The following is a 26,779-nucleotide window of genomic DNA, read 5'->3' as shown; positions in this document are numbered from 1 at the left end:
ACCTCGCCAGTTAAGGATAAGCTTCGCAAAGATTTCCCGTGGGCATTTGCACCGGCGCGCTTGGCAGGGTAGCGGGCCGGCTCCTAAACCATCTCCGCATCGCAACCACAGGAGCCAGCATGCGCATCGCCTTGCTGTCCACTCTCGACAGGAATCCGACCCCGGGACGCGTGCGTCCGGCGTTCGCGAATTTCGCCGGTGCGATGATTGTCGAACGGCAGCTGGATCTCGCGATCAAGTTAGGGGTGGAGCGCGTAGCCTGTCTCGTCGATGCCGTCGAAAGCGAAGTCGTACAGCTCCAGCACAGGGCCGAACGCGCTGGGCTAAAGTTCCGCGCTATCCGCCGCCCTGACAGGCTTTCGGGGATGGTGACCGCGGACGACGAATTGCTCGTCTTCGCTCCGGGCGTTCTGCCCGATGACGATGCGGTGAAGTCCATCCTCGAGCGCAAGACCGTGCTGGCGCTTCCCGCCGACCTTGCCGTTCCGCTGGGTTACGAGCGGCTTGACCTCGAACTGGCGTGGGCGGGCGTGATGCTCCTGCCGGGTGTAACCGTAGAACGTCTGTCGGACCTGCCGCAGGATGTCGATGTCCCCTCCGCGCTCATGCGGATTGCGCTCCAGTCGGGGACTGGCGTGACGCGTGTCGAGCGGGACTTTTTGACGGAGGGGAAATGGCATCTCGACCCCGACCGCGAGACGCTGGATTTGCGGGAGAAGGAATGGATCGCCGCGCAGCGCCGCCAGATAGCCTTCCGTGCGCCCGGCCTCGCCGTGGCCGAGCGGGCAGGTGCGAGGCTTGCGCGCGACCTGCTTGGCAAGGCAGGTGAATCCCTGCCTGCCATCCTTGCAGGATTGTCGGCGATTGGCGCGCTCGGTGCGGGTGTTTTCGGTTACACGACCTTTGGGCTGGGGCTCACGACACTGACCGCGCTTTTTGCGCACATGGCAGGTGTGGTGGAGCGCGTATCACGCCTAGGGAGGCCGAATGCGAAGGAAAACCCGCTTTTGCGGGTCCTGGACTATGCCATCGATCCGATTTTCGTGGTCCTGCTCCTCATTGCCGCACCGGCAGAATTGGGCTTCCTCGGTCCCTTCGTTCCGCTGGTCCTGTTCGGCCTGCTGCATCTCGGAGCGCGCCATGCAAGCAAGCCTTGGCGCGCAACCTACATGGACCGCATCCTGCTGGGCTTCCTGCTTACGCCGGCAGCCTTCTTCGGCTATTCGCTCGAGATGGCCGCCGCGATCGCGCTTCTCGTACTCGCAACGCGCTTTTTCGAGCGGTTTCGTGACGGCTAACGACGAATTAACCACATGGGCCCTATGCGGGCATGATGGACCGGCCATTTGCCATGGATGAACTCGACAAGCCTGCAGGGGGCGATTTGCGTCATGCCTTGTTGCAGGGCGATGCCATGCTCGCAGGCATCGAGCCTATCCTTGCGCATTTGTTGTCCGCGCCTGACCACTCGCTGTTCAGCGACGAGATCGTCGCGCGGGTGCGCGGTATGCTCGCCGACCTTGCACGGCAGGTCTTGCGCACGCAGGCCGAAGCAACCGGACAGAAGGGGCGCGACGCCTTTGCCGAACGGCACGGCGAACCCCTGGCCGAGCACTTCCAGGCCTCGCGCGCGCTGCTGTCGCATTGCCACGCGCTGGCCATCGAATGGCAACTGACCGAGCGGCTCGAATCGCAAATAGGGCTCGATCCGGTCCTCTCGCCGCTGATGCAGAGATTGGTGGCATCTTCGGACTCGTCGACCTCGGGGACCGCCATGGCCGCTCTGGCAGCACAGGCACGCTTTGCGCAGGCACAGCGGAGAATGGAACTGCCCTTGGGCGAGCTTCCCGGAGACCTGCTCCACCAGATGCTCCTGGCCTGGCGGCGCTATTGCGGCGAGACCCGCAGCGATGCCGTCCAGCGGGCTGAAACGAAACTTCGCCAGTCCTATGACGAGAGCAATGGTAGGCTTTCGCTCTTCGCACGCCTCGTCGGAGGACCGGAAGGGGCTTCGGCGCTCGTGCTTGAGGAAGCAGGCGCTGGCCTGTTCTTCACGGCTCTTGCGGCGCGCTCCGGCCAGGACCGCGAGATGGCCGTCCTCTCGAGCCATGCACGCCAGACGGTAAGGCTGGCGCTGGGCCTGCGTGCCGCCGGGCTGGAGGCGCGCCGCATCGACGAGATCCTGCTTCGTATCCACCCTGGCGCCGCCCCTGTCGCCGGACTCGAAGAAATCGACGAGCACAAGGCGCGCGGCATGTTGCTCGATGCCGCGCACAGGATCGGGCGCTGATCATGGCCAATGTGGGCACGCAATATATCGCCAGCGGAAAGACCGATGCCGAGGACCGCCTGGTAGCGGCCGATGGTCGCCTGGCCGAACTCAACCGGGCGTGTGGCGGAGAGGTAGGCAATACGCTGGCCATCCCGGAGCTGCTCCTGTTGGTGACGAAAGCGCGTGAATACGGGTTTCGCCTGTCCCGCCGCTTCGAAGCTGTCGATGGGGCCGAGCGCATCACCGCCTGGGTCGAAATCGCGCCCGATGATGGCAAGGATGGCGGCTGCGATATCGCGATTTCGAGTTGGCAGGTCGATTCTATCCCGCGCGAGAGCGAGTCTCAGGCCAGCCAGCGGCGCTCCGAAATCAACCGCCATCTCGCCGAGTGCACTGCGCGCCTCGACCCCTCGCAGCGCATCCTCTCAATCGAAACCGACGCGCCGGACCTCGTCGAGTTCGCCAAGACCGCCGGTGCAGGCGTCGGTCGGCCATGGACCGATTTCGTCGTGCTGCCGGGCAATGCGCACGAGCAGCCTGTCCATTGGCAATTGCTCGACGGTACCGCCTGCCGCATCCCCGGGTCCGACCGCGAATGGACCGCCTTCCTCGAGCCGCTGGGTCAACCCGAACCGGGGAGCGCCGGCTTCGTCCTCCACCTCGGTGCGAAACGACCCTTGGGTGCAACTCCGGCGGGCGGGAAGGGCGACACGCCTTCACTGGGCCGCGACCTGACGCCGATCCTGCGCCAACCGGTAAATCGCATCATCGCCAATGCCGAGACCATCCGGACCAAGCTGGCCGGTCCCTTGCGCGACGAATACAGCGATTACGCGGCCGATATCGCGAGTGCGGGACAGCACCTGCTGGCACTCATCGATGATTTGTCAGACCTCGAAGTGGTCGAGGCAGAGGGTTTCTCGACCGCGCCGGACCGCATCGACCTCGCGGACGTCGCGAGGCGCGCTTGCGGCATCCTCGGCGTGAAGGCGAAGGAACGCGGGATCACGCTCGACGCGCCTGCAGAAGGCGAGGTCCAGATGGCCATCGCCGAATTCCGCCGCGTCCTGCAGGTCCTGCTCAATCTCATTGGCAACGCCATCCGCTATTCGCCCGAGAACAGCCGCGTATGGGTGCGGCTCGACGCCATCGGGCAGCGCGCCATGGTGACGGTGGCCGACCAGGGGCACGGACTCGACGAAGAACAGCAAAAGAAAGTGTTCGAGAAATTCGAGCGGCTTGGGCGCGGCGAGGACGGCGGCTCGGGCCTCGGCCTCTACATCTCGCGCCGGATTGCCCGCGCGATGGATGGCGATCTCACGGTAGAAAGCGCGCCCGGACAGGGTGCTCGCTTCACGCTCTCCGTGCCCGCCGCCGACGACGAGGGTTGAGAGCAAAGAAAAAGGGACGCCGAAGCGCCCCTCTTCCGTAAATTCCAGTGACTATCAGCGCTGGCCGATGGGCACGTAATCGCGCTCGGTCGGGCCGGTGTAGAGCTGGCGCGGACGGCCGATGACCTGTGCGGGGTCCGAAATCATCTCGTTCCACTGAGCCACCCAGCCCACGGTGCGGGCCAGCGCGAAGAGCGCGGTGAACATGGTGGTCGGGAAGCCGATCGAGTTCAGGATGATGCCCGAATAGAAGTCCACGTTCGGGAAGAGCTTCTTTTCCTTGAAGTAATCGTCGTTGAGCGCGATTTCTTCCAGCTGGAGCGCGGTCTCGAAGACCGGATCGCTGACATTCAATGCTTCGAAGACTTCGCGCAGCGTCTGCTGCATCACGGTCGCGCGCGGGTCGTAGTTCTTGTAGACGCGGTGACCGAAGCCCATCAGGCGGAACGGGTCGTTCTTGTCCTTGGCGCGCTCGATATAGTGCGGGATGCGATCGGGCGAACCGATTTCCTGCAGCATGTTGAGCGCCGCCTCGTTGGCACCGCCATGCGCCGGGCCCCAGAGGCAGGCGATGCCGGCCGCGATGCAGGCAAACGGGTTCGCGCCCGAGGAACCGGCAAGACGCACGGTCGAGGTCGAAGCATTCTGCTCGTGGTCGGCATGGAGGATGAAGATGCGGTCCATCGCCTTTTCGATGGCCGGGTGCACTTCATATTCCTCTGCCGGAACCCCGAAGGTCATGCGCAGGAAGTTGCCCGTGTAGCTGAGGTCGTTCTTCGGCTGCATGAAGGGCTGGCCGACAGCATATTTGTACGCCATTGCGGCAATCGTCGGCATCTTGGCGATGAGACGATGGCTGGCGATCTTGCGCTGCTCGGGGTCCGAGATGTCGGTGCTGTCGTGGTAGAACGCCGACAGTGCGCCGACCACGCCGCACATGATGGCCATCGGGTGCGCGTCGCGGCGGAAGCCTTGGTAGAACTGGCGCAGCTGGTCATGCACCATGGTGTGGCGCGTGATGGTGTTGTCGAAATCATCGAGTTCGGCCTGGTTCGGCAGTTCGCCGTTCAGCAGCAGGTAGGCGACTTCCATGAAGCTGGAGTGCTCTGCCAGCTGGCCGATGGGATAACCGCGGTGCAGCAGGACGCCTTCTTCACCGTCGATATAGGTGAGCGCGCTTTCGCAACTGGCGGTCGACTTGTAGCCGGGGTCGTAGGTGAACTTGCCGGTGGTGCCGTAAAGTTTGCGGATATCGACCACGTCGGGTCCGACGCTGCCTTCGAGGACGGGGAAGTCCTGCGTCTGTCCGCCGATATTGAGAGTTGCCTGCTTGTCGGCCACGCGTATCTCCTCAGTTCATTCCATTCGGTCTGCGGGCCAGATTACTCTGCGCCAGATGCCTGCGCGTCGATACGCGCGAGCGACTCTTCCTTGCCCAGCAGGACCAGTACATCGAAAATTCCGGGCGAAGTGGTGGTGCCCGTCAGCGCCGCCCGCAAGGGTTGCGCCAGCTTGCCGAGACCCAGTTCGAGCTCCTCAGCATACGATTTCGTAGTGGCTTCGAGAGCCTCCAATGTCCAGTGATTTTCCTTGGCCAGACGGGCCGACAGTTCGCCCAGGCGCGCCCGTGCTTCATCGTCGAGCAGGCCGGCAGCCTTCTCGGTCAGTTCGAGCGGACGCTGCTTGAACAAAAAGGCAGCGCCTTCAGCCAGTTCGTCGACACTCTTGGCGCGAGGTTTCAGTACCGGCATGGCTTCGGTGAGCAGTTTGAGCTCTGCCTTTTCGCCGAGTTTCTCCGCCACCAGTGTTGCAAGCCGCGCATCATCGGCTTCGCGGATGTAGTGGCCGTTGAGGTTCTGCAGCTTCTTGATGTCGAAACGCGAAGGGCTCTTGCCCACACCATCGAGGTCGAACAGTTCAATGGCCTCGGCCTTGGTAATTTCCTCGCGGTCGCCATGCCCCCATCCCAAGCGAAGGAGGTAATTGAACAGCGCTTCTGGGAGCACACCTTCCTCGTCGCGATAGGCTTCGACGCCGACTGCGCCGTGACGCTTGGACAGCTTTGCGCCGTCCGCGCCGTGGATGAGCGGGACGTGCGCATAAACCGGGTCGGGCCAGCCACCCTCAATGGCATTCATCGCACGGATGATGGGGAGCTGGCGGAAGGCGTTGTTGAGATGGTCGTCGCCGCGGATGATGTGGGTGACGCCCATGTCGTGGTCGTCGACCACCACGGCGAGCATGTAGGTCGGTGTGCCGTCGGCGCGCAGCAGGACGTAATCGTCGATCTCGGCGTTCTTCACCGTGACCTTGCCCTGGACCTCGTCATTGATCACGGTCTCGCCTTCGGTAGGGACCTTGAGGCGGATGACATAGGGCGCGCCTGCGGGGGCTTCGCTTGCGTCACGGTCGCGCCAGCGCCGGTCGTAGCGCATGGGCTGCTTGTTGGCGCGCTGCTGGGCGCGCATTTCTTCCAATTCCTCTGGCGTGGCGTAGCACTTGTAGGCATGGCCCGCCTCGAGCAGGGCGTGCGCGACTTCGGCGTGGCGCTCGGCCCGGTCGGACTGGAACACGGGCGGCTCGTCGAAATCGAGGCCGAGCCAGTCCAAGCCTTCGATAATCTTGTCGATGGCGTCCTGCGTGCTGCGCTTGCGGTCGGTATCCTCGATCCGCAGGAGCGCGCGGCCACCATGGTGCCGGGCGTAGAGCCAGTTGAACAGCGCAGTGCGCGCGCCGCCGATGTGAAGGAAGCCGGTGGGCGAGGGGGCGAACCGCGTGACGACCTGATTGCCGGTTTCGCTTGCCATTCCTTGCTCTTTCCTTTCAGGTATTTGCATGGCGACGCAGGGGACGCCGCTGGTTCCGTTCGGCGATGCGGATGATACCGCCGATGCTGCAGTGCAGCGCCCTTGGCGCATGCGCGGCGCAATGTCCAGATTCGCTGGCGCAATCGAGGGATTTCTCGCCGCCTCGGGTTTCGACCAGGGGCCGTGGCTGGTCGTCGCCTTCGCGAGCGGAATAGGCAGCTGGTTCGTACTCGGCGAGCCATGGCAGTGGCTGGGCGCGGCGGGACTGGCCGTATTGCTCACTTTGGCTGTCCAGGCCTTATGGAAGGGCGAGGACGAGCGGGCGCATCTGAGGCTGGCGGTGACGGCACTAGGTTTGGCGTTTGCGGCCGGAATGGCAATAGTGTGGGCGCGGTCGGAGATGGTCGGAGCCGAGCCTCTGGACCGACCAGCGCTCATGCAACTCGACGCGCGGATACTCGAGCGGGAAGAGCAACCGGCCGAGGGCAGGGTGCGCCTGGTCCTCGCGAGCCGGGATGCCGAGGCTGGACGTGCAATGAAAGTGCGCGTCAACGTTCCGCTCGAGAAGGATTTTGCCGAATTGCGCGAAGGTGCGCGGGTCCGACTGCGTGCGCGGCTCATGCCGCCATCGCCGCCCCTCCTGCCGGGAGCGTATGATTTCGCACGGCGGGCGTGGTTCGACGGTTATGCAGCCACCGGCTCGCTGGTCGGCGAGGTCGAGGTGCTGGAGCAGGCAACCGGCGGGGAAGGGCGAATTGCCCACGTCCAGCGCTGGCTGTCGGGCCATGTGCAGGAAAACCTTGGCGGAGGGGCGGGGAGCATCGCAGCGGCCTTTGCGAGCGGTGACCGCGGCGCTATCAGCGAGGCAGACGAGGTCGCGATGCGCGATGCGGGGCTCACCCACCTCCTCTCCATCAGCGGGTTGCATGTGAGTGCCGTGATTGCAGCGGCTTATTTTCTCGCCGTGAAGATACTCGCGCTGTGGCCGTGGCTGACCTTGCGGGTGCGTCTGCCGCTCCTTGCCGCGGCCATCGCGGCAGGAGCAGGCATCGGCTATACACTCCTGACGGGCGCGCAGGTGCCGACGGTGCGAAGCTGCGTGGGAGCGGTGCTTGTGCTCATTGCGCTGGCGCTGGGGCGAGAACCGCTCTCCATGCGGATGGTGGCGGTGGCAGCGGCAGTCGTCCTTTTCCTGTGGCCGGAATCGTTGGTCGGCCCGAGCTTCCAGATGAGCTTTGCCGCCGTCATGGCTATCGTGGCGCTGCATAACGCCAAACGGGTTCGCGACTTCCTCGCGCCGCGCGAAGAGAGCAAGGTCCGCTGGTTTGCGCGGCGGGTGCTGATGCTCTTCGTGACCGGGCTCGTCATCGAGATAGCCCTGACACCCATCGTGCTGTTCCACTTCCACCGCGCCGGGCTTTACGGCGCCTTCGCCAACGTCATCGCCATCCCGCTGGTGACCTTCATTTCCATGCCGCTCATCGCCGTCGCGCTGTTGTTCGACATCGTGGGGCTGGGGGCACCGTTCTGGTGGCTGGCAGGTCAGTCGCTGGACCTTCTGTTGGCGATCGCCCACACGACAGCTGCGCAGCCGGGTGCGGTGAAGCTTGTCCCGCACATCGGCCTGGCGACGGTCCTGGTGTTCGTTGCTGGCGGGCTTTGGCTTGCACTGTGGAGGGGCAAGGCGAGATTGCTTGGCTTCTTGCCCGCATTGGCCGGCGCCTTCATGCTCGTGTCGGCGAGCGCACCTGACATCCTTGTTACACGCGACGGCCGGGACGTCGGATTGGTCGGAGAACATGGCCAGCTCTTCGTGCTGCGAGATAGCCACGGTTCCTATGCCCAGGCGAACATCGGAGAACTGGCGGGGACGAAGGCCGCTCCGCTTTCGATGACCCGCTGGCCGGGCGCACGATGCAGCGACGACTTCTGCAGCCTTCCCATTAACCGTGAAGGACGGACCTGGCACTTGCTCATAGCGCGAACCCGCCAGCGTATCGACGAACGCGCGCTGGCCTCGGCATGTGAGAAGGCGGATATCGTCATCGCCGACCGCTGGCTTCCGCGCAGTTGCAAGCCGAGATGGCTCAAGGCCGACGGGCGCTTCATTGCCGAGAAGGGCGGGACAGCGTTGTACCTAGCGCAAGAGCGGACGGACACCGTCGCCTCACGACAGGGGCAGCACGGGTGGTGGAAGCCACCGGAGAAACGCTAGGTAAAAAGAAGGAAAGGCGCCCGACTCTCGCCGGACGCCTTTTTAATAAGCCATCAGTCTATCTGAAGGACCTGGGCGCGCTATCAATGATAGCGGCGCAAGAGCCCGGCAAGTTTGCCTTGAACCTGCACGCGGCGGGCTTCGTAGACCTGCGGTTCATACGAGCCATTGGCCGGGTCGAGCCGAACCATCGGCCCTTCCTTTCGCAAGTATTTCAAAGTGGCTTCCTCATTATCGACCAGCGCAACCACGATCTCGCCGTCGCGGGCGCTTTCGCAACGCTTCACCAGCGCAAAGTCGCCGTCGAAAATACCAGCTTCAATCATCGAATCGCCGCTCACTTCCAACGCGTAGTGATCGCCGGGGCCGAGCAGGGCAGCAGGCACCGGCATCGAGGATTGACCCTCGATTGCCTCGATAGGTGCACCGGCAGCGATGCGGCCGTGGAGCGGTACCTCGATGATGTCGTTGGCAGGTTCCGGCGCGGCAGGCCTGGCCGAAGAAATCGACACGACCGTATCGTTTGCCGGCGCAGCGCGCGATGGGCTGGTTACGGTATCTTCGGGCAGCTTGACGATTTCGAGCGCACGGGCGCGGTTGGGCAGGCGGCGGATGAAGCCGCGTTCCTCGAGCGCGGAAATCAGGCGGTGCACGCCCGACTTGCTCTTCAAATCGAGCGCTTCCTTCATTTCCTCGAAAGAGGGCGAGATGCCGGTTTCCTCCAGCTTCTGCTGGATGAAGCGGATAAGTTCGTGCTGCTTGGCAGTCAGCATCCAAATGCTCCCACATGGCTGTTCACAAAGCCGTGAACGAATGTGGAACAATTAGGCAACCATATTCGCAAAGTCAAGCATTCCCGCCATTCTGGAGGCAGTTACGCGAGAACAGGCGTTCTCGTTTCAGTCCGGCGCAGTCCATATCCCGGACTTGCCGCCGGTCTTTTCAATGAGGCGGACACCTTCGATGACCATGCCGCGGTCGATGGCCTTGCCCATATCGTAGAGCGTCAGAAGCGCGACGCTTGCGGCCGTCATTGCCTCCATTTCGACACCTGTCTTACCGGTCAGCGAGGCCTTAGCGGTGACGCTGATAGCGTGCGATTCGCGGGAGAATTCGACGGTCACGCTTTCAAGTCCGAGGGGGTGGCAGAGCGGTATCAGTTCCCCGGTTCGTTTGGCGGCCATGATGCCGGCAATGCGCGCCGCCGCGAGCGCGTCGCCCTTGGGGCCACTTCCGGACATCAACGCTTCGAGGGCTTCCGCGCTCATCCGGATGCGCCCTTCTGCAACCGCGCTGCGGGCCGTTTCGGCCTTGGCGCCAACATCGACCATGCGCGCCGCGCCCTGATCATCGAGATGCGTGAGCCTAGCCATGCAGCAAGGTCCGCGTTGCCTGCTCGACGTCGTCCTGACGCATCAAGCTTTCCCCGACGAGGAAGCTGCGCACCCCGACGCGGGCAAGGCGCTGGCAATCATCATACGTGAAAATGCCGCTCTCACCGACCAGCAAGGCATCCTTCGGCGCACGCGCAGCAAGTTGCTCCGTCGTGGCAAGGTTGGTCTCGAAGGTTTTGAGATTGCGGTTGTTTACCCCGAGAAGGCGTGACTTCAACACGCCTGCTCGGTCGAGTTCCTCGGCGTCATGCACTTCGACCAGCACGTCCATTCCATGCTCGATCGCGGCGTCTTCGATTTCCACCATCTGGCTATCATCCAGCGCTGCGACAATGATGAGGATGGCATCAGCGCCAATCGCGCGCGCTTCGACGACCTGCCAGGGGTCGACAATGAAGTCCTTGCGCAGAACCGGCAGATCGCAGGCCGCACGGGCAGCGACGAGGTAATCCTCATGGCCCTGGAAGTAGGGAGCGTCGGTCAGCACCGAAAGGCAGGCGGCGCCACCTGCCGCATAGGCGCGGGCGTGGTCGGCAGGATGGAAGTCCTCGCGGATGAGGCCTTTCGACGGCGAGGCCTTCTTGATTTCGGCGATGAGGCCGAAGCCGCTCTGCTGCTTTTCTTCCAATGCACGAAGGAAGCCGCGCGGTGCGGACTGTTCACTTGCGAGCCCGGCAAGATCGGCGAGGCTGTGTTCAGCCTTGCGCGCAGCGACTTCCTCACGCTTGGTAGCGCAAATCTGCTCGAGCTTATTCATTGAGCGAGCGCAATCCAGTCGGACATAAGCTGTTTGGCGCGGCCGGAGTCGATGGACTCTGCCGCCATCTCGGCGCCTTCGGTCCAGTCGCTGGTCTTGCCGGCAACGATGAGGGTCGCGGCAGCGTTGAACAGCACCGCATCGCGATAGGGACCTGGAGCGCCCATCAACAGCGCTTCGAGCGCCTTGGCATTATGCTCCGGGTCACCCCCGCGAATGGCCTCGACCGGTGCGTGAGGGAGATTCGCCTGCACGGCGACAACGCGCCGCATCTCGAAGTTGTTGCCCTTGACGTCGGCCAGCTCGTTGCCGCCGGCGAGGCTCAGCTCGTCCAACCCCTCGTCGCCTGAGGCAATGAAGGTGCGCTCGGTCCCAAGCTTCGCCTTGGCCGCCGCGTAAATCGGGACGTAGGCAGGGCGGGCAATGCCGATGAGCTGGCGGGTGACGCCAGCGGGGTTCGAAAGCGGGCCCATCAGGTTGAAGATGGTCCGCACACCCAGCTTCTGGCGAATGGGCTGGATACGGCCCATCGCGGGGTGATGGTTTTTGGCGAAGAGGAAGCAAATTCCCAACTCGTTCAAGGTTTTCTCGGCAGTTCTTCCTGCCGCTTCCATGTCGAGACCGAGCGCCTCCAGCGTGTCGGCAGCACCCGATTTCGAACTGGCGGCACGGTTACCATGCTTCGCCACGGGTACGCCGCAAGCGGCCACGAGCAGGCTGACTGCCGTCGAGACGTTGAGCGTGTGATGCCCGTCGCCGCCCGTGCCGCAGCAGTCCACCGTGCCTTCGGGCGCATCGATGGGGATAAGCCGTTCGCGCAGGGCTCGCGCCGCACCGGCGATTTCATCCGAGGTTTCGCTGCGGGCGGACATGTCCACGAGGAAGCGGCCGATTTCCTCGTCGCTCGTTTCGCCATCGAGGATCCAGCCAAAGACCTCATGCGCCTGGGCTTCGTCGAGATGCGTGTCGGCGGAGGGTAGCTGTTTCATGCGGGGACCTTGGCGTCGATGCCGCAAATGGCAAGGAAATTGGCGAGCAGGGCGTGCCCGTGCTCGGTGGCGATGCTTTCCGGATGGAACTGCACGCCGTGAATGGGCAGTTCGCGATGGCGGAAGCCCATGACGCTGGAGCCGTCGAGGCCCGGCGTCTCGCTCGTCGCATTGACGAGCAGGCAGTCCGGAATGTCCTCGACCACGAGCGAGTGATAGCGCGTGGCGGTATAGGGCGAGGGCAGTCCTGCGAAAACGCCGCTGCCGTCATGGGTCAGATCGCTGGTCTTGCCATGCATCAGCCCGCCGCGAACCACCTTGCCGCCAAAATGCTGGCCGATGGACTGGTGACCGAGGCAGACCCCGAGCAGCGGCTTCTTTGCGTCGGCACAGGCTGCGACGAGGTCGAGGCTCACACCTGCTTCATTGGGCGTGCAGGGGCCGGGCGAGATGAGGTAACCCGCCACGTCCTTCGCGAGGGCTTCCTGTGCCGTGATGGCGTCATTGCGCACCACCTCGACCTCGGCCCCCAGTTCCATCAGGTAATGGACGAGGTTGAAGGTGAAGCTGTCGTAATTGTCGATGACGAGGATGGAGCGGTTGGCGGTCATTGCAGTGCCTGATTGGCGAGGGCGGGGCGCGCTTTCAAGGAAGGAAAGCTGCCCGCTGTCTCAGCCTTGCTTGCCGGCAAGCTTGTCGGTCGCGCGGACGAGGCCGTCGATGATGCCCGGCTCGCCTGCCGAATGGCCGGCATCGTGGACAATCCAGAGCTCGGCCTCGGGCCATGCCTTCTTCAGCTCCCACGCCGAGGTGGGCGGGGTGCAGATGTCGTGGCGGCCCTGCACGATGATGCCGGGAATGTGCTTTATGCGCTCGACGTTCTTCAAAAGCTGCGCTTCCTCGAGGAAGAAGTCCTGCAGGAAGAACTTGGCGCAAATGCGGGCGAAGGGGATGGCCTTGGCCGGATCCCCGAAGCTGTCGAGCAAGGCCTCATCGGGCAGCAGGGTGGCGACATTGCCCTCCCACAGCGACCATTCGCGCGCAGCGGCAACGCGGGTCTCCTCGTCGTCGCTGGTCAGTCGGTCGTAATAGGCCTGCACCAGATTGCCGCGCTCGGCCTCGGGAATGAGGCCTGCGAAGTCGTCCCACTGTTCGGCCATGATTTCGCTCGCGCCGTAGGAATAGAGCCAGTCCTTTTCCTTTTGGCGCGCGAGGAACACGCCGCGCAGTACGATTTCGCTCACGCGCTCGGGATGCGTCTGGGCATAGGCGAGGGCGAGGGTAGCTCCCCAGCTTCCGCCGAACGCCTGCCACTTCTCGTGACCGCACATCTCGCGCAGCTTCTCGATGTCCTCGACGATGCGCCAGGTATCGTTGTTCTCGATTTCGGCGAAGGGCAGCGACTTGCCGCAACCGCGCTGGTCGAACAGCAGCACGTCGTAGAGGTCCGGGTCCCACTGGCGGCGATGCGCGGGCGACATGCCGCCGCCGGGGCCGCCGTGGAGGAAGACCGCTGGCTTCGCGCCCGGCGTGCCGACACGCTCGTAATAGAGCGAATGGCCCTCGCCGACATCCAGCATGCCGGTCTCGTAGGGTTCGATTTCGGGATAGAGCGTGCGCTCGTATTCAATCATCGGTCCAGTCCTTCTTTTCGACGACCACGATGGGGCCGATGGGCGCGCCGGTATCGAGCCGGTCGGTCGCCGGATTCCATAGCGCCGACACATTGCCGTCGAGATAGAGCGCATTCTTCACATTGAGTTCGTCGCGATAGAATCGGGCGAGCTTGCCGAAGCTGATGGCGGCGTTCGAAATGACGAAATGCGCGCGGCCCCTTTCGTCGACACCGACGGCATTGCGGATGAGGCGCGATTCGCCGTCATGCGAAATTTCGGGATGCAACTTGCCGTCGACGACCAGCATCGGGCCCGACTGCGTGCCGAATTGCGGCCGCTCGCGGACATTGGCGAGGAAGTCGTCGGTGGTGCGGACCTCCCATGTCTCGCCGCTGCCGAAGAAGACGCCGTTCGGTTTCATATGGAAATTGCCTTCGCCATCTGCAGTGCTCAGCGTCTGCAAGCGGTTACCGTCCTCGACGAAATAGCCGATGGGCTTTCCCTCGTCGTCATACATGCCCGCGTTCATGGCGAAGGCGATGCTGCCTGCGCTGTGCGCTTTCGAATAGGCCGTAAGGCTGCGGTAGGGAGCATCACCCGAGGGGCCGAGGTCCATCGACACGCGGTGGCGCGACGGGGTGGCTAGGCAATGGGTGAGCGGCGTGTCCTCGAAGATTATCGAGCGGCAGGCGCTTTCGACCTGCGTGGTGCCAGAGGCGGTCTCGACAGGCGTGGGTGTTGCCGAGGGGATGCCCTGACCATCGATGCGCGTGCGTGTGACCGGCTCACCTTCCTTGGCGGGTTCGCAGGCGGTCAGCATCAACAGGGGGAGGGCGAGATATGCGTATTTCATTGTCCGTAACCGGGTGTCTGGGCGAGGCTGACTGCCTCGCGTGCTGCTGCGAATAGCGCGCCGGCCTTGGCCTCGCATTCGCGTTGTTCGTATTCGGGGTTGCTGTCGGCAACGATGCCCGCACCGGCCTGCACATGCATGATTCCGTCCTTCACGACTGCCGTACGCAGGACGATACAGCTGTCGAGCGAGCCGTCGGGCGCGAAATAGCCGACACCGCCGGCGTAGGGACCGCGGGTGGCGGGTTCGAGTTCGGCGATGATTTCGCAGGCACGAACCTTGGGCGCGCCACTGACGGTCCCGGCGGGAAAGCCTGCAAACAGCGCGTCGATGGCGTCCTTCGACGGGTCGAGCTGGCCGACAACATTGCTGACGATATGCATGACGTGACTGTAGCGCTCGACCGTGAAGCTGTCGGTGACCTCCACCGTGCCGCTTTTGGCGACCCGTCCCACATCGTTGCGCCCGAGGTCGAGCAGCATGAGATGTTCCGCCTTTTCCTTGGGATCGGCGAGGAGCGAAGCTTCGGCGGCGCGGTCCTCTTCCGGAGATGCTCCGCGCGGGCGTGTGCCGGCAATCGGGCGAACGGTCACTTGGTCGTCGCGAACCCGCACGAGGATTTCAGGGCTGGAGCCGACCACTGCGAAGCCTGGCAGGTCGAGAAAATAGAGGAAGGGCGAGGGGTTCACTCGGCGGAGCGCGCGATAGAGCGCGATCGGCGGCAGCTCGAAAGGCGCGGTGAAGCGCTGCGAGAGCACCACCTGGAAAATGTCGCCCGCGGTGATGTACTCCTTCGCGCGGGCCACCATCGCGGCGTAATCTTCGCTCGGCATGGTCGGCTGCAATTGCGGAAGTTCGTGATCTCCCGCCGACGCGCTGGTCCGGGGGAGCGCACTGTCGAGCTTCGCGAGCGCCGCTTCAATGCGCTCGTCAGCTTGCGCAATCGCGTCTTCCGCTAACGCGTCTCCGGGCCAGAGCGGCGCGATGCAGAAAAGCGTGTCCTTGAGACTGTCGAACACGAGCAGCAGCGTGGGCCGCGAGAACAGCATGTCCGGCAGGTCGAGCGCCTGCTTGTCCGGGCGGGGCAGCTTTTCGACAAGCCCGATGGTTTCGTAGCCGAAATATCCGACGAGGCAGGCGAGGGCAGGGGGCAGGCCCTCCGGCACATCGATACGGCACTCCTCAAGCAGGTTGCGCATGGCGGCGAGTGTGCCGGCTTCGCACGCCTTGAAGGATTCGCGGTCGCGCTGCCAGTCGCGGTTTATCGTTGCCTCGTCACCTTCGGCACGGAAGACGAGGTCGGGGTCCAGCCCGAGCAGGCTGTAGCGTCCGCGGACCTCTCCGCCCTCGACCGACTCCAGCAGGAAATCGCCGCGGCCTTCCTCGATGAGTCGCAGCGCCGCGCCGACCGGTGTGACCGTGTCTGCGACCAGCTTGCGCCAGACGAGTGCCGGACGGCCCTGCCCCAGCGCCTCCAGCGCCCGTGCGCGGCCTTCGAACTGGCCAGTCAAGCGCGCCTCAGTTCGTTTCGCCGAGGAGCTGGCGACGCACGGCAGCGATGGCATCGGCATTGCGTTCGACACCCACAGCGGCGCGCATGGCGGCGAGCAGTTGCTCGGCATATTCCGAGCCCCATGCCTGACCGATGGCATTCTGCGCCTGGGCGATGAGCGGATCATTCTCGGCAAGCTCTTCGAGCTGGACGTCTTCCAGGTCGACCACGAACCAGCTCTGCTGCGACGGGCCTTCAAGCTTTTTGACCGTGCCTTCCGCCATGGCGAACATCAGGCCGATTGCAGCAGGAACGCGCTGGTTCTGCATGCGCGCCAGCTCTTCGCGGCTGAGCGAAACCTGCTGCGCGGGGGGAAGGCGCGTTGCCTCGGCGGACAGGGCGTTGGCGAGGGTCGCGCCACCCTCGACGCGCTTGAGGATGCGGTCTGCCGCGGCTTCCGCAGCCTTGCTGGCTCGGTCGGCGCGCCATGCGGAGGTCACTTGGTCCTTGATTTCCGAAAGCGGAGCCGCTGCCGACGGGGTGATATCCGTCACCTCGTACACCACGAAGGTCCGCTGGTCGGGCAGGGCGCCGATTTCCGCTTCGCCTTCATCAATCTGGAAAGCATATTCGAGCACACCGCGAAGCGCTTCGGGAGCAGGCTCCGGCGTGCCGTAAACCTGGCCCGAGGCCGTAATGGGGCGCGACGCTTGCAGTTCGAGGTCGAGTTCCTGCGCAACCGAAGAGAGCGAAGCGCCGTCGGCGAGGCGGTCCTCGATGCTTACCGCCAGCTCGGCGATGCCGCGTTGGCGCTTCTGTTCGCGCAGGGTGTCGGCGATTTCATCACGCACGGAAGCGAGGTCGCGGGCCGCACGACGCTCGACCGAAGTCACGCGGGCGACATACCAGCCAAGCTGGCCCTGTGCCGGAGCAGTAACTGCCCCCTCATCGGCCGAGAAATAGGCATCCGCTACCGCCGCCGAAGCCGAGCTGCGAACGGCCGAGCGCGACTGGTCGGCGAGTTCGGCAGGGCGAAGTCCTGCACTCGAAGCAGCCTGAGCAAAGCTCTCGCCACCACGCACACGTGCCGCAATTGCCTCGGCGCCCTCACGGGTGGGGACAATCAGCTGCGTGAAGCTGCGGGTTTCGCTCGCCGCATACTGGGCGGCATTGTCTTCATAGCTTGCCGCGATTTCTTCCGCGGTCGGCTCGATGCTGTCACCCAGCGCGCTGCTGTCGAAGGTCGCATAGCGCAGGGTCCGACGCTCGGGACGGATGAAGCGGGTGCGATTGTCGGTGTAGAATTTCTGCAGCACCTTGTCGGTCGGAGTACCTTCCGGCGCAAAGGCTGCGAAGGGCAGGGCAGCAATGGAGCCGGTGCGGCGCTCCTTGAAGGTGCGGGCATAGGTTTCGGCCAGCGAGTTGGGCAGTTTCGCGCCGTAAACCTGCGGCAGGACCGTCTGCTGGAAGAACAGCGAAGTGCGGATTTGCTGGCGGACCTGCGCGTCTGTCAGGCTGTTGTTGCGCAGGAACTGCTGGTAGGTCGCCGTGTCGAAATCCCCGCTGGCCCCGCGTGCTGCGGGTATCTGGCGGATTTCGCTGTTCACGAGGTTGTCGCCGGCGCGAAAGCCGTTTTCCTCGGCCCATGCGATGATGGCATAGCGATTGACGAGGTCGTCGAGGATGCGCTCGAGACCGCCGTTAGCCAGCAGTGTCTGCATTGTCGCATTCGGATTTTCCTGCCGCGCCTCGCGCAGCGCAACATTGGCCGCTCGGTTCAGTTCTGCCGTGCCGATCTTCCGGTCGCCCACGACGGCCACGCTGTCGCCGCCGGCAACACCGCCGAAGGTGCCGCTGCTCGACACGTCCATGCTGGCAAAGGCAAAGCCGATGACGCCAAGGAACGCCAGGGTAATGGCAAGGCCGATTTTGGATTTGAAGAAATTCCGGAAAAAGGTGAGCATGGCTTGCGAAAGGGCCTTTTCATCTGCATTGGGCGCGACCTGCTTCCGGACGGGAAGCGGCGTATCGCCGGTTTGAGCAGCGCGCTTTATCCGCCCTGCGACCTCGCCGCAACAGGTCCCATCCGGTTTTGACGGATAAACAAACCACGGCTAGCGGAGCGGCTATCAGCCCCTATATAGCGCCTCGCTGCATTTACGATTCATGACGGGAAGTAATTCTATGGCCGAACGGCCCTACATTGTCGGCAACTGGAAGATGAACGGCACGCGCGCCATGCTCTCCGAAGCGCGCGCCATCGACCGTGCCGCGCAGCGCTATATGAAGGCCGAAGTGGCCGTGGCGCCGCCTTACACCCTTATCCATGCTGTTCACCGCGAGGCGGAGCAAATCGGCGTGGGCGCTCAGGACGTATTTCCGGGCGAAGACGGCGCGCACACCGGCGATATCTCGGCGTCGATGATCGCCGATGCCGGAGCGAAATTCGTGATCCTCGGCCACAGCGAACGGCGCGCGGACCACAAGGAAACGAACAAGCTCATCAATGCCAAGATCGACAGCGCCCTCGACGCGGGCCTGCGGATCATCCTGTGCTGCGGTGAAACGCTGAAAGTGCGCGAAGCCGGCGAAGCGGAAGAGTTCGTGCTCAAGCAATTGAAAGCAAGCCTGCCGCAGATCGATGATGCCGCCGAGCGGCTGACCGTTGCCTACGAACCTGTCTGGGCAATCGGCACGGGCAAGACCGCCACACCCAAGGACATCGAGGCGATGCACAAGGCGATTCGCCAGCTGCTCGACGAAACCTATGGCGAAGAAACCTCGGCTGAAGTGCGCATCCTCTATGGCGGGTCTGTAAAGCCCGACAACGCGCGGGAAATCCTGTCCATCCCGGAAGTGGGCGGGGCCCTAGTGGGAGGTGCCAGCCTGTCGGCGGAGAGCTTCCTCGGCATCGTGGTGGCAGCTTCCGAAACCGAAGACGCCTGAAGCAAATCCGGCGCACCTTGCCGTTTTGCGGCGCTGCGACTAGATGCGGCGCTCAAGTCCTGATTTGAGAGTAGAGTTTACCCATGTTCGTCTTCCTCACCGTCGTGCAGGCGATTGTCGCAGCAGCACTCATCGCGGTCATCCTGATGCAGCGCAGCGAAGGCGGTGGCCTGGGAATCGGCGGCAGCCCCAGCGGCATGCTCAGCGCTCGCGGCGCAGCCGATTTCCTCACCCGCTCGACGAAGTGGCTGGCCGTGACGTTTGTCGCACTGTCGATTGCGCTGGCCGCACTGGCGGTGGAAGGCGTGGGTTCCGGCGAAATCGAATCGACACTCGACCGGACGGTCGAACCGGTGAACGATGGCCCCCTCGGCAGCACGGCACCGGCACCTGCAGAAACCCCGGCCACCGACGTTCCGCTCGCGGAATAAGGCTCGCTTCATCGCAATTCGCATGCGCTATGGTGGATAGCGCGCGTTTCCACGCGCCTTTTCCCTTGCGCCGACTCAACACGCACGCTTAAGGCCCGACTCCCATGGCGCGGTATATATTCATCACCGGCGGCGTGGTCTCCTCGCTTGGCAAAGGTCTCATGGCAGCATCGCTTGCTGCCCTCCTCCAGGCGCGTGGCTACAAGGTCCGCATTCGTAAGTTCGACCCCTACCTCAATGTCGATCCGGGCACGATGAGCCCGTATCAGCATGGCGAGGTCTATGTGACCGACGACGGGGCGGAAACCGACCTCGACCTCGGCCATTACGAGCGCTTCACCGGCGTCTCGGCGCATCAGGGCGACAACATCACGAGCGGCCGCGTCTACCAGCAGATCATCGCCAAGGAACGCCGCGGCGACTATCTCGGCGCGACCGTGCAGGTGGTTCCGCACGTCACCGATGCGATCAAGGAATTCGCGCTCGCCGGGCAGGACGATCACGATTTCATCCTGTGCGAAATCGGCGGCACGGTGGGCGACATCGAGAGCCTTCCCTTCATGGAAGCCATTCGCCAGCTGCGTAACGAGCTCGAGCCGATGCAGTCGCTCAGCGTCCACGTAACGCTGGTGCCCTACATCGCGGCCGCAGGTGAACTCAAAACCAAGCCGACCCAGCACTCGGTTCGCGAACTCGCCAGCCTCGGCATCAAGCCCGACGTGCTGCTGTGCCGCGCCGAACATCCCATTCCCGATGGCGAGCGCCAGAAAATCGCGAACTTCTGCAACGTGCGCAAGGAAGCGGTCATTCCCGCACTCGACGCGCCGTCGATTTACTCAGTCCCGCTGCAGTATCACGCAGAAGGCCTCGACACGGAAGTTCTCCGTGGTTTCGGCATCACCGATGCACCCGAACCCGACCTCTCTCGCTGGTACGATGTGGTGGACCGCAAATCGAACCCGGAAGGCGAAGTCACCATCGGCGTGGTCGGCAAATATGTCGGCCTGCAGGATGCCTACAAGTCGTTGAATGAGGCGCTCATCCACGGCGGCATGGCGCACCGCGTCAAGGTCAACATCAAGTGGATCGATGCCGAAGTCTTCGAGCAGAGCGACAGCGACATTGCCGCACAGCTCGAACCGATGCACGGCATCCTCGTCCCAGGCGGCTTCGGCGAACGCGGAAGCGAGGGCAAGATTGCCAGTGTCCGCTTCGCCCGCGAACGCAAGGTGCCGTTCCTCGGCATTTGCCTCGGCATGCAGATGGCCTGCGTGGAAGGTGCCCGTAATGCCGGGTTCGCACAGGCGAGCTCGACCGAGTTCGGCAGCACCGAAGAACCCGTGGTGGGCATCATCACCGAATGGATGACCGAAGAAGGCTTGCAGAAGCGCGAAGCCGGCGGCGACCTCGGTGGCACGATGCGCCTTGGTGCCTATGACGCAAAGCTGGCGGCCAACAGCCATGTCTCTTCGATCTACGGTGGCGCCACCGAAATTTCGGAGCGCCATCGGCACCGTTACGAGGTCAACGGCAAATACATCGAGCCGCTGGAGAAGCAGGGCCTGATCTTCTCGGGCATGTCGCCCGACGGCCTGCTGCCCGAAATCGTCGAACGGCCCGACCATCCCTGGTTCGTCGGCGTGCAATTCCACCCCGAACTCAAGTCCAAGCCTTTCGACCCGCACCCCCTGTTTGCCGGCTTCATTGGAGCGGCGCTCGAACAGGCGCGTCTCGTTTAGAAATTTTTTTCCATCCGCCGATCTCGCGTAAACACCTGTAATCATTCAGGTCGTGCGAGGTGATTTGTATATGTGCGACACCGGGTGGCTTTCACCACGCTCAGCCTGCCTTTATCTTTTGACATAATTGTTGCAGGACAGGCTTATTCGGTTGTCAAAAGCTACCGAGTACCAACGGATTAACGCTTCGTGCAAGCGGTGGGGCTTGCCTCGAACCCGGTCGTCTTCTGCGACCCGGACGGCCGAATCCGAGGCTTGGCGGCGCTAGTCGTCGCGGGGGTGGCACCAAGGTGTCGCCCCCTTTCATTTTGTGAACGCTCACGAAAAAGGCGGCGCCCCTCGCGAGGCACCGCCTTTAGTTGCCTTGTGTCAGCCTCAGGCTGCGGCGCTGTCTTCGTCATCCTTGACGATTTCGAGCGTCTTCTGCCCGCCGATCGAAATCTTCTTCGGCTTCATCGCCTCGGGCACTTCGCGCACGAGGTCGATGTAGAGCATGCCGTCCTTGAGGTCGGCATTCTCGACCCGGACATAGTCAGCCAGGTCGAAGCGGCGCTCGAACCCGCGGTTGGCGATGCCGACATGCAGCATCTCGCCCTCGGGCTGGTCGTCGCGCTTGCGGCCTTGGATGGTCAGCAGGTTCTGCTGCGCGGTAATGTCGAGGTCTTCCGAGCGGAACCCTGCGACGGCGAGAGTAATGCGATACTCGTCCTCGTCACGGCGCTCGATATTGAAGGGGGGGTAGTTATCGCCGCCGGCATTGCGCGCCTGGCGTTCCATCAGGTCGAACAGGCGGTCGAAACCGACGGTGGAACGGCGATAGGGGGTGGTGTCGAAACGGTTCATCGAAACAAATCCTCCAGTGAGCAATTTGAGTATGTAGAGGGAGCCCGTAAGCGGCGCTCCCAAGCCGCCGCACCATGCGGCGACACGATCAAGATAGGCGCTTGCGAAACGCTTTCAAGCACCGCACATGCAGCCCGAACAGCAGAGGATTTTCCATGAGCCAACCGCATATCGACATCTACACCAAATTCGGTTGCGGCTACTGCTTTCGCGCCAAGCGCCTGCTCGACGAGAAGGGCGCCGACTATCACGAACACGACATCACCATGGGCGGCCCCAAGCGCGAGGAAATGCTCCAGCGCGCCCCGCAGGCCCGCACAGTGCCGCAGATTTTCATCGGCGAAACCTACGTCGGCGGCTCGGACGAGCTCGCTGCGCTCGAACGGGCGGGCAAGCTGGATGCGCTGCTCGAGGGCTGAATGACGCGCATTGCGGTCCTGCAAATGACCTCGGGCATCGACCCGGAGGAAAATTTTCGCACCATCGAACGCGCTGCGGTTGATGCAGGAGAGGGCGGGGCAGGCATCCTCTTCACGCCGGAAATGTCGCTCCTGCTCGACCGCGACAGGCAGCGTGGGGCGGCGACGATTGCCCATAGCGGCTACGCGCACTTTCCGGAGCGTCTGAGCGAGGTCGCTGCCAATACCGGTGTCGATATTGCGCTCGGCTCGATGCCCTTCCCAGCCGGTGAAAAGCTGGCCAACCGCGCTTACTATTTCCCGGCTTGCGGGGCTGAGCCGGTCACTTACGACAAAATGCACATGTTCGATGTGGATCTTGCCACGGGCGAAAGCTGGCGGGAATCGAACGCCTATGCCGCTGGCGACAATCCTGTAGTAGTCGAGCACACGCCCGTCGGGCGGCTGGGCCTAGCCATTTGCTACGATCTACGATTCCCCGCGCTGTTCGACGCGCTCGGTAGACAGCAATGCGATTGCATCAGCATCCCGGCCGCATTCACTGTACCGACCGGCAAGGCGCACTGGCATGTCCTGCAGCGCGCGCGGGCCATCGAAGCCAGCGCGTTCGTTGTCGCAGCGGCGCAGGTGGGCAAGCATGCGGACGGGCGGACTACCTACGGCTACAGTCTCGTCATCGACCCCTGGGGCGAAGTGCTGCTCGACATGGGCGGGGAGGAGGCAGGCCTTGGTTTCGCCGATATCGACCTTTCGCGCATCGAAGAGGTGCGTGCCCAGGTTCCGAGCCTTGCCAACCGCCGCGAAATCGACAATTAGCGCCGCGATGATTGTCTACGACCTCCACTGCGACAATGGCCACCGTTTCGAGGGCTGGTTCGGCTCGTCCGCCGACTACGATAGCCAGCGAGAGCGTGGGCTGGTCGATTGCCCCGAATGCGGCAGCAAGACCGTCGGCAAGGCGCCGATGGCCCCGGCAGTGGGCGCAAAAGGCAACAAGAAAGAGCCGCGCGCTGCCAGCAAGGATGCGCAGCTATCTAATGCCCCGATGCCGCCCGAGGTCGAAAAAGCCCTGAAGCAGCTCGCCAAGGCGCAGGCAAAGGCGCTCGAGAGCAGCACATGGGTGGGCGACAAATTCGCCGACGAGGCCCGCTCGCAGCATTATGGCGAGAAGGACGAGGCCCCCATTCACGGCAAGGCGACCAAGAAGGAAGCCGAGGACCTCGCGTCGGAAGGCATATCCGTCGCCCCCATCCTCTTCCCCATCGCCGAGCCCGACAAACTCAACTGATTGTTTCTTCGCGCGGCGACGTTATAGGTCGCACCGGGGGCGCCCGTAGCTCAGTCGGATAGAGCACCAGATTCCTAATCTGGGGGCCACAGGTTCGAATCCTGTCGGGCGCGCCAAACGAGGCGGTCCTGAAAAGGGCCGCCTCGTTTGGTATGGCGCTTCAGGTTCAACCTCGGTTTGGAGCCGGAGCGAAGCGGAGGCGGCGTAGCTGCGAAGCAGCGCAGCAATCCTGTCGGGCGCACCAACTTACCTGCCAAATCGCGTCGCCCACCACGCCAAACCCGTCAGCAGGGCAGAAGACGCCGTAAGCAGCGCGCAAATGCCGCCCCAGCCAAACAGGTCGTAAACAGCGGTGGAACCGATGCTACCGATGCCGCCGCCAATGAACATCAGCACTATGTAGACGGTTGTGAGCCGTGTCCTGAGGTCCGGCTGGAGCGAAAGGAAAGTCATGCGTCCAGTCACGTCGACACCCGGACCCACGAGGTTCACGATGACGAGCGGGATTACCAGACCCCACAATGTCCCGCCCAGAGGCCAGAAGAGGGCGAGCCCCGCAAGCTGGATGATCGCCAGGAGGAAACGTGCCTTGCGAGCACCAACCGCATCCGCCCAGCGCCCAAGGCGCGGGGTCGAAAGAATGCTCACCGCAGCAATGGCGGCGAGATAGCCCACGACATCGGTGCCGTAATTCATCGGCGGCGCCGTCAGGTACAGGGCCAGCGCGAGCCACAGCGCAATGAACTGCGCGAAGTTTAGCGCCTGTATCGTGCCTGACAGCAGGACCTCGCGATGCTCTCGCGCAAGGGCGAAGACCGAAAAGACGAGTGGCCAGTAGCGCGTCCCGTTGCGCTCGCGCTCACCCCCCTCCATCAGGCGGGGAAGGGCGAGCGTCACGGCCAGCATCAGGCCGGTCGCTATCCAATAGACGAGCCGCCAGCCATAGTGCTCGGCAATCCAGCCTGCGCCGGCCCGTGCGACGAGAATGCCGAGAATGACGCCCGCCGCGAGCAAGGCCGTGACCTGTCCTAACTTCTCAGGCGCGACACGCTTCGATGCGTAGGCGGGCAGGAGGTAGGGCGCGATGGTGAAGAAGCCGAGTAGCGTGGAGCCGACAGTGAATCCGACGAAGCTCGCCGCCAATGTCATCACAGCCAGCGAAGCCGTTTGTCCCGCGACGAATATGATTGTCAGGCGCTTGTTCGAATAGCGGTCGCCGAGCGGGAGGAGCAGCAGGATGCCGATTGCCAGGGCCAGCTGGTTCAGCGCGGGCACGATACCGATGCGCGCCTCGCTGACGCCGAAATGGGTCGCGACATCCCCGATAATCGGGTGGATGTAATAGGCGTTGGCCGTCACCACCGCGGCAGCGACGGCGAGCGAATATTCCTGCGTACGGCTGAGCCGCGAGGCTTCGTTCACGCGAGGTGGCATGCCTTGCGCGCCATGTCGATGACGCCGTGCGCAAGGGCCTCAGGCTGGTCCTCCTGGCAGAAGTGGCCGCAAGGGCTGAGCGTGCGATGGTCGAGGCCTTTGGCGCCTTCGATACGCTCGATCAAAAATTTCTCGCTCCCCGTGGTGATCGGATCTTCTTCGCCGAACAGCGTCAGGAATGGCTTGTCGAAAGCCGCGAGCGAGGGCCAGGCCGCCTTGTTCTCGGCTACGCCGGGCATGCCGTCCTCGACCGGGACCAATGAAGGAAATGCCCGTGCGGCAGCCTTCGAGGGCTCATCAGGGAAGGGCGCATCATAGGCCGAAATCTCTGCCTCGCTCAGCGGTGTCTGCGTCGCGCGGTCGAGAAGCGGTCCGATCTTGAAGTCGGGCGAGGACTTTGCGAACTCCCTCCACGCAAGAAAAGCCTGCGACGGTGTGCCACCTGCGGGCAGGAATGTGTTGCTGGCGACGACGCAGGTGAAGAGGTCAGGGTCGTCCGCCACCATGCGCAGGCCGAGCAAACCGCCCCAGTCCTGGCAGAACAGGGCCGCTGGTCGGGGCTCGATGGCGCTACGCCATTGTTTCAGCCAGTCGACATGGCGCTGGTAAGTGAAGAAGGAGATGTCGTCGGGCTTGTCGCTCTTGCCGAAACCGATGAGGTCCGGTGCAAGGACGCGAAAGCCCGCGTCCACAAGGATTGGGATCATCTTACGATAGAGGAAGGACCAGCTTGGCTCGCCATGGAACAGGAGGACGGGCGGGGCAGCCTTGTCACCTTCGTCGACATAATGCTGGCGGGCGATCTGGCCATCGCCGAGGTCAACCAAGAACCAGTTTTCGGCGAAGGGGTAGTCCGGAATATCCGCGAAGCGGTCCGCCGGGGTGCGCAGGATTTGCATGCCATCTCTCCCTCGTTGCAAGCGGGAGCACCTTTCGCATTCCCGTTTCCGATTGCAACTGTTTTAGGGAGTGCGCTTGCTGCTGTCTCCGAGCCGGCTGACGGGCACGGTTTCCTTGAAGGTGTGCGTGACATAGGGGAAGGGGATTTCGATGCCCGCGTCGTCGAGCGCTGCCTTGATCGCGCGCACGACCTTGTCCTTGCTTTCCCAACCATCCCTAGGGGAGGCACCCGCCCACCAGCGCACGAGGAAATCCACCGAACTGGAGTTGAACTCCTTGGCGAAGACGTCGATGCCCTTGCTGGCGAGCACATCGCCTACGCTCTCCACCGCGCGGTGGATGACGGTGGCAGCATGGTCGAGATTGGTATCATAGGAAACACCGACAACCACCTCGTGTCGGCGCTGCTCGACATCGGTGAGGATTTCGACCGGGTTCTTGAACAGGATGGAGTTGGGGACGACCGTCAATTCACCCGACAGCTTGCGGACATGGGTTTCGCGCAGGGTGATGTGCTCGACCTTGCCAGTGATACCCTCGCATTCGATCACATCACCGATCTGCATCTTCTCGCGCAGCATGATGAGGATGCCGGCGAAGAAGTTCTCGAAAATGTCCTGGAAGGCAAACCCGATGGCGACCGCACCGATGCCGAGCCCTGCAAGCAGGCTGGCTGGCGTGAGGTCGGGCATGACCACGACGGCCGCGATGAACAGGCCCACCACCCAGATGGCGAGCCGCACGATCGTGTCGACGAGGTTCTTGAGGCTCGAGCGGATGTCGGTTCGCCCGACGATCATGTCCGAAATGCGCACGGCAAAGCGCGCGACTATCCATGTCAGAAGGACAATGAACAGCGCGATGGCCAGGCTGGGAAGGCTTTCAATAAAGCCTTCGCCCATCTCATTGAGCTGGTCGCGCAAGGTATCGATGTAATTCAAACCGGACTCCCTTTGCGGCACAACGTTGTGCACCGCAGCAGGTTCCGAAATG

25 protein-coding genes and 1 tRNA gene are annotated in these 26,779 nt (G+C 63.3%); 11 read left to right on the top strand and 15 right to left on the bottom strand.

Annotated features, from left to right (window positions below):
- Positions 1 to 119: 119 nt before the first annotated feature.
- The 3 genes from K3152_RS04175 to K3152_RS04165 are packed head-to-tail and all read left to right on the top strand — an operon-like array spanning position 120 to position 3,663.
- A complete protein-coding gene (locus tag K3152_RS04175) occupies positions 120 to 1,298 on the top strand; it encodes a hypothetical protein (protein ID WP_221572742.1) in 1,179 nt (392 codons plus the stop codon).
- Positions 1,299 to 1,330: 32 nt separating this feature from the next.
- The gene (locus K3152_RS04170; RefSeq protein ID WP_221572741.1) at positions 1,331 to 2,290 is read left to right on the top strand and encodes a hypothetical protein; all 960 of its coding nucleotides are present in this window, start codon (positions 1,331 to 1,333) and stop codon (positions 2,288 to 2,290) included.
- A gap of 2 nt (positions 2,291 to 2,292) precedes the next feature.
- Complete coding sequence (locus tag K3152_RS04165; RefSeq protein WP_221572740.1) at positions 2,293 to 3,663, top strand: sensor histidine kinase; 1,371 nt, start codon at positions 2,293 to 2,295, stop codon at positions 3,661 to 3,663.
- A gap of 54 nt (positions 3,664 to 3,717) precedes the next feature.
- Here K3152_RS04165 and K3152_RS04160 read toward each other — a convergent pair whose 3' ends face one another.
- Together K3152_RS04160 and gltX are read right to left on the bottom strand one after the other, a co-directional pair.
- Complete coding sequence (locus tag K3152_RS04160; RefSeq protein ID WP_221572739.1) at positions 3,718 to 5,004, bottom strand: citrate synthase; 1,287 nt, start codon at positions 5,002 to 5,004, stop codon at positions 3,718 to 3,720.
- Between the two features lie 41 nt (positions 5,005 to 5,045).
- The gene (gene gltX, locus K3152_RS04155; protein WP_221572738.1) at positions 5,046 to 6,470 is read right to left on the bottom strand and encodes a glutamate--tRNA ligase; all 1,425 of its coding nucleotides are present in this window, start codon (positions 6,468 to 6,470) and stop codon (positions 5,046 to 5,048) included.
- 28 nt (positions 6,471 to 6,498) lie between these two features.
- Between gltX and K3152_RS04150 the strand changes: the two genes are divergently transcribed.
- Entirely contained in the window at positions 6,499 to 8,685 is a 2,187-nt protein-coding gene (locus tag K3152_RS04150; protein WP_221572737.1) for a ComEC/Rec2 family competence protein, read from the top strand.
- 83 nt (positions 8,686 to 8,768) lie between these two features.
- On the opposite strand, the gene lexA is transcribed toward K3152_RS04150, so the two are convergent.
- The 9 genes from lexA to K3152_RS04105 form a co-directional block, all read right to left on the bottom strand.
- Positions 8,769 to 9,458 (bottom strand): transcriptional repressor LexA, encoded by a 690-nt coding sequence (gene lexA, locus K3152_RS04145; protein WP_221572736.1) that lies wholly within the window; start codon positions 9,456 to 9,458, stop codon positions 8,769 to 8,771.
- Between the two features lie 126 nt (positions 9,459 to 9,584).
- A complete protein-coding gene (gene moaC, locus K3152_RS04140; protein ID WP_221572735.1) occupies positions 9,585 to 10,058 on the bottom strand; it encodes a cyclic pyranopterin monophosphate synthase MoaC in 474 nt (157 codons plus the stop codon).
- Positions 10,051 to 10,836, bottom strand: coding sequence for an indole-3-glycerol phosphate synthase TrpC (trpC, locus tag K3152_RS04135; protein WP_221572734.1), 786 nt, complete (start codon positions 10,834 to 10,836; stop codon positions 10,051 to 10,053). Before trpC ends, moaC begins: the two co-directional genes overlap by 8 nt.
- A complete protein-coding gene (trpD, locus tag K3152_RS04130) occupies positions 10,833 to 11,825 on the bottom strand; it encodes an anthranilate phosphoribosyltransferase (RefSeq protein WP_221572733.1) in 993 nt (330 codons plus the stop codon). The genes trpC and trpD overlap by 4 nt, the downstream gene beginning before the upstream one ends.
- Positions 11,822 to 12,436: an anthranilate synthase component II gene (locus K3152_RS04125; RefSeq protein WP_221572732.1), complete on the bottom strand. Its 615-nt coding sequence runs from the start codon at positions 12,434 to 12,436 to the stop codon at positions 11,822 to 11,824. The genes trpD and K3152_RS04125 overlap by 4 nt, the downstream gene beginning before the upstream one ends.
- A gap of 60 nt (positions 12,437 to 12,496) precedes the next feature.
- Positions 12,497 to 13,459 (bottom strand): prolyl aminopeptidase, encoded by a 963-nt coding sequence (gene pip, locus K3152_RS04120; RefSeq protein ID WP_221572731.1) that lies wholly within the window; start codon positions 13,457 to 13,459, stop codon positions 12,497 to 12,499.
- Positions 13,452 to 14,294 (bottom strand): phosphodiester glycosidase family protein, encoded by an 843-nt coding sequence (locus tag K3152_RS04115; RefSeq protein WP_221572730.1) that lies wholly within the window; start codon positions 14,292 to 14,294, stop codon positions 13,452 to 13,454. Before K3152_RS04115 ends, pip begins: the two co-directional genes overlap by 8 nt.
- A complete protein-coding gene (gene trpE / locus K3152_RS04110; protein WP_247713138.1) occupies positions 14,291 to 15,805 on the bottom strand; it encodes an anthranilate synthase component I in 1,515 nt (504 codons plus the stop codon). Before trpE ends, K3152_RS04115 begins: the two co-directional genes overlap by 4 nt.
- A 7-nt stretch (positions 15,806 to 15,812) precedes the next feature.
- Positions 15,813 to 17,750: a peptidylprolyl isomerase gene (locus K3152_RS04105; protein WP_221572728.1), complete on the bottom strand. Its 1,938-nt coding sequence runs from the start codon at positions 17,748 to 17,750 to the stop codon at positions 15,813 to 15,815.
- Positions 17,751 to 17,970: 220 nt separating this feature from the next.
- Here K3152_RS04105 and tpiA point away from each other — a divergent pair, with 220 nt between their 5' ends.
- The 3 genes from tpiA (at position 17,971) to pyrG (ending at position 20,902) form a co-directional block, all read left to right on the top strand.
- Entirely contained in the window at positions 17,971 to 18,732 is a 762-nt protein-coding gene (gene tpiA / locus K3152_RS04100) for a triose-phosphate isomerase (RefSeq protein WP_221572727.1), read from the top strand.
- An 83-nt stretch (positions 18,733 to 18,815) separates the two neighbouring features.
- The gene (gene secG, locus K3152_RS04095; protein ID WP_221572726.1) at positions 18,816 to 19,163 is read left to right on the top strand and encodes a preprotein translocase subunit SecG; all 348 of its coding nucleotides are present in this window, start codon (positions 18,816 to 18,818) and stop codon (positions 19,161 to 19,163) included.
- Between the two features lie 104 nt (positions 19,164 to 19,267).
- Positions 19,268 to 20,902, top strand: coding sequence for a CTP synthase (pyrG, locus tag K3152_RS04090; protein ID WP_221572725.1), 1,635 nt, complete (start codon positions 19,268 to 19,270; stop codon positions 20,900 to 20,902).
- 375 nt (positions 20,903 to 21,277) lie between these two features.
- On the opposite strand, the gene K3152_RS04085 is transcribed toward pyrG, so the two are convergent.
- Positions 21,278 to 21,745 (bottom strand): Hsp20 family protein, encoded by a 468-nt coding sequence (locus K3152_RS04085; RefSeq protein WP_221572724.1) that lies wholly within the window; start codon positions 21,743 to 21,745, stop codon positions 21,278 to 21,280.
- Between the two features lie 155 nt (positions 21,746 to 21,900).
- On the opposite strand from K3152_RS04085, the gene grxC reads away from it, so the two are divergent.
- From grxC to K3152_RS04065, 4 genes are all read left to right on the top strand, one after another.
- Positions 21,901 to 22,164, top strand: a complete 264-nt coding sequence (grxC, locus tag K3152_RS04080; protein WP_040963849.1) for a glutaredoxin 3 — start codon at positions 21,901 to 21,903, stop codon at positions 22,162 to 22,164.
- A complete protein-coding gene (locus K3152_RS04075; protein ID WP_221572723.1) occupies positions 22,165 to 22,980 on the top strand; it encodes a carbon-nitrogen hydrolase family protein in 816 nt (271 codons plus the stop codon).
- Positions 22,981 to 22,987: 7 nt separating this feature from the next.
- Complete coding sequence (locus tag K3152_RS04070; protein WP_221572722.1) at positions 22,988 to 23,452, top strand: DUF1178 family protein; 465 nt, start codon at positions 22,988 to 22,990, stop codon at positions 23,450 to 23,452.
- A gap of 39 nt (positions 23,453 to 23,491) precedes the next feature.
- A tRNA-Arg gene (locus tag K3152_RS04065) sits at positions 23,492 to 23,568 on the top strand.
- Positions 23,569 to 23,698: 130 nt separating this feature from the next.
- On the opposite strand, the gene K3152_RS04060 is transcribed toward K3152_RS04065, so the two are convergent.
- The 3 genes from K3152_RS04060 to K3152_RS04050 all read right to left on the bottom strand — a co-directional run bounded on the left by K3152_RS04060 (position 23,699) and on the right by K3152_RS04050 (position 26,727).
- Positions 23,699 to 24,874 (bottom strand): MFS transporter, encoded by a 1,176-nt coding sequence (locus K3152_RS04060; protein WP_221572721.1) that lies wholly within the window; start codon positions 24,872 to 24,874, stop codon positions 23,699 to 23,701.
- The gene (locus tag K3152_RS04055; protein ID WP_221572720.1) at positions 24,871 to 25,785 is read right to left on the bottom strand and encodes a haloalkane dehalogenase; all 915 of its coding nucleotides are present in this window, start codon (positions 25,783 to 25,785) and stop codon (positions 24,871 to 24,873) included. Before K3152_RS04055 ends, K3152_RS04060 begins: the two co-directional genes overlap by 4 nt.
- 63 nt (positions 25,786 to 25,848) lie before the next feature.
- Positions 25,849 to 26,727, bottom strand: a complete 879-nt coding sequence (locus K3152_RS04050) for a mechanosensitive ion channel family protein (protein ID WP_221572719.1) — start codon at positions 26,725 to 26,727, stop codon at positions 25,849 to 25,851.
- Positions 26,728 to 26,779: the final 52 nt, after the last annotated feature.

The organism is Qipengyuania polymorpha (assembly GCF_019711435.1).
GTDB lineage: Bacteria > Pseudomonadota > Alphaproteobacteria > Sphingomonadales > Sphingomonadaceae > Qipengyuania > Qipengyuania polymorpha.
Note: the sequence above shows the minus strand (reverse complement) of the source record. Positions and strands in the feature narration are given on the sequence as shown.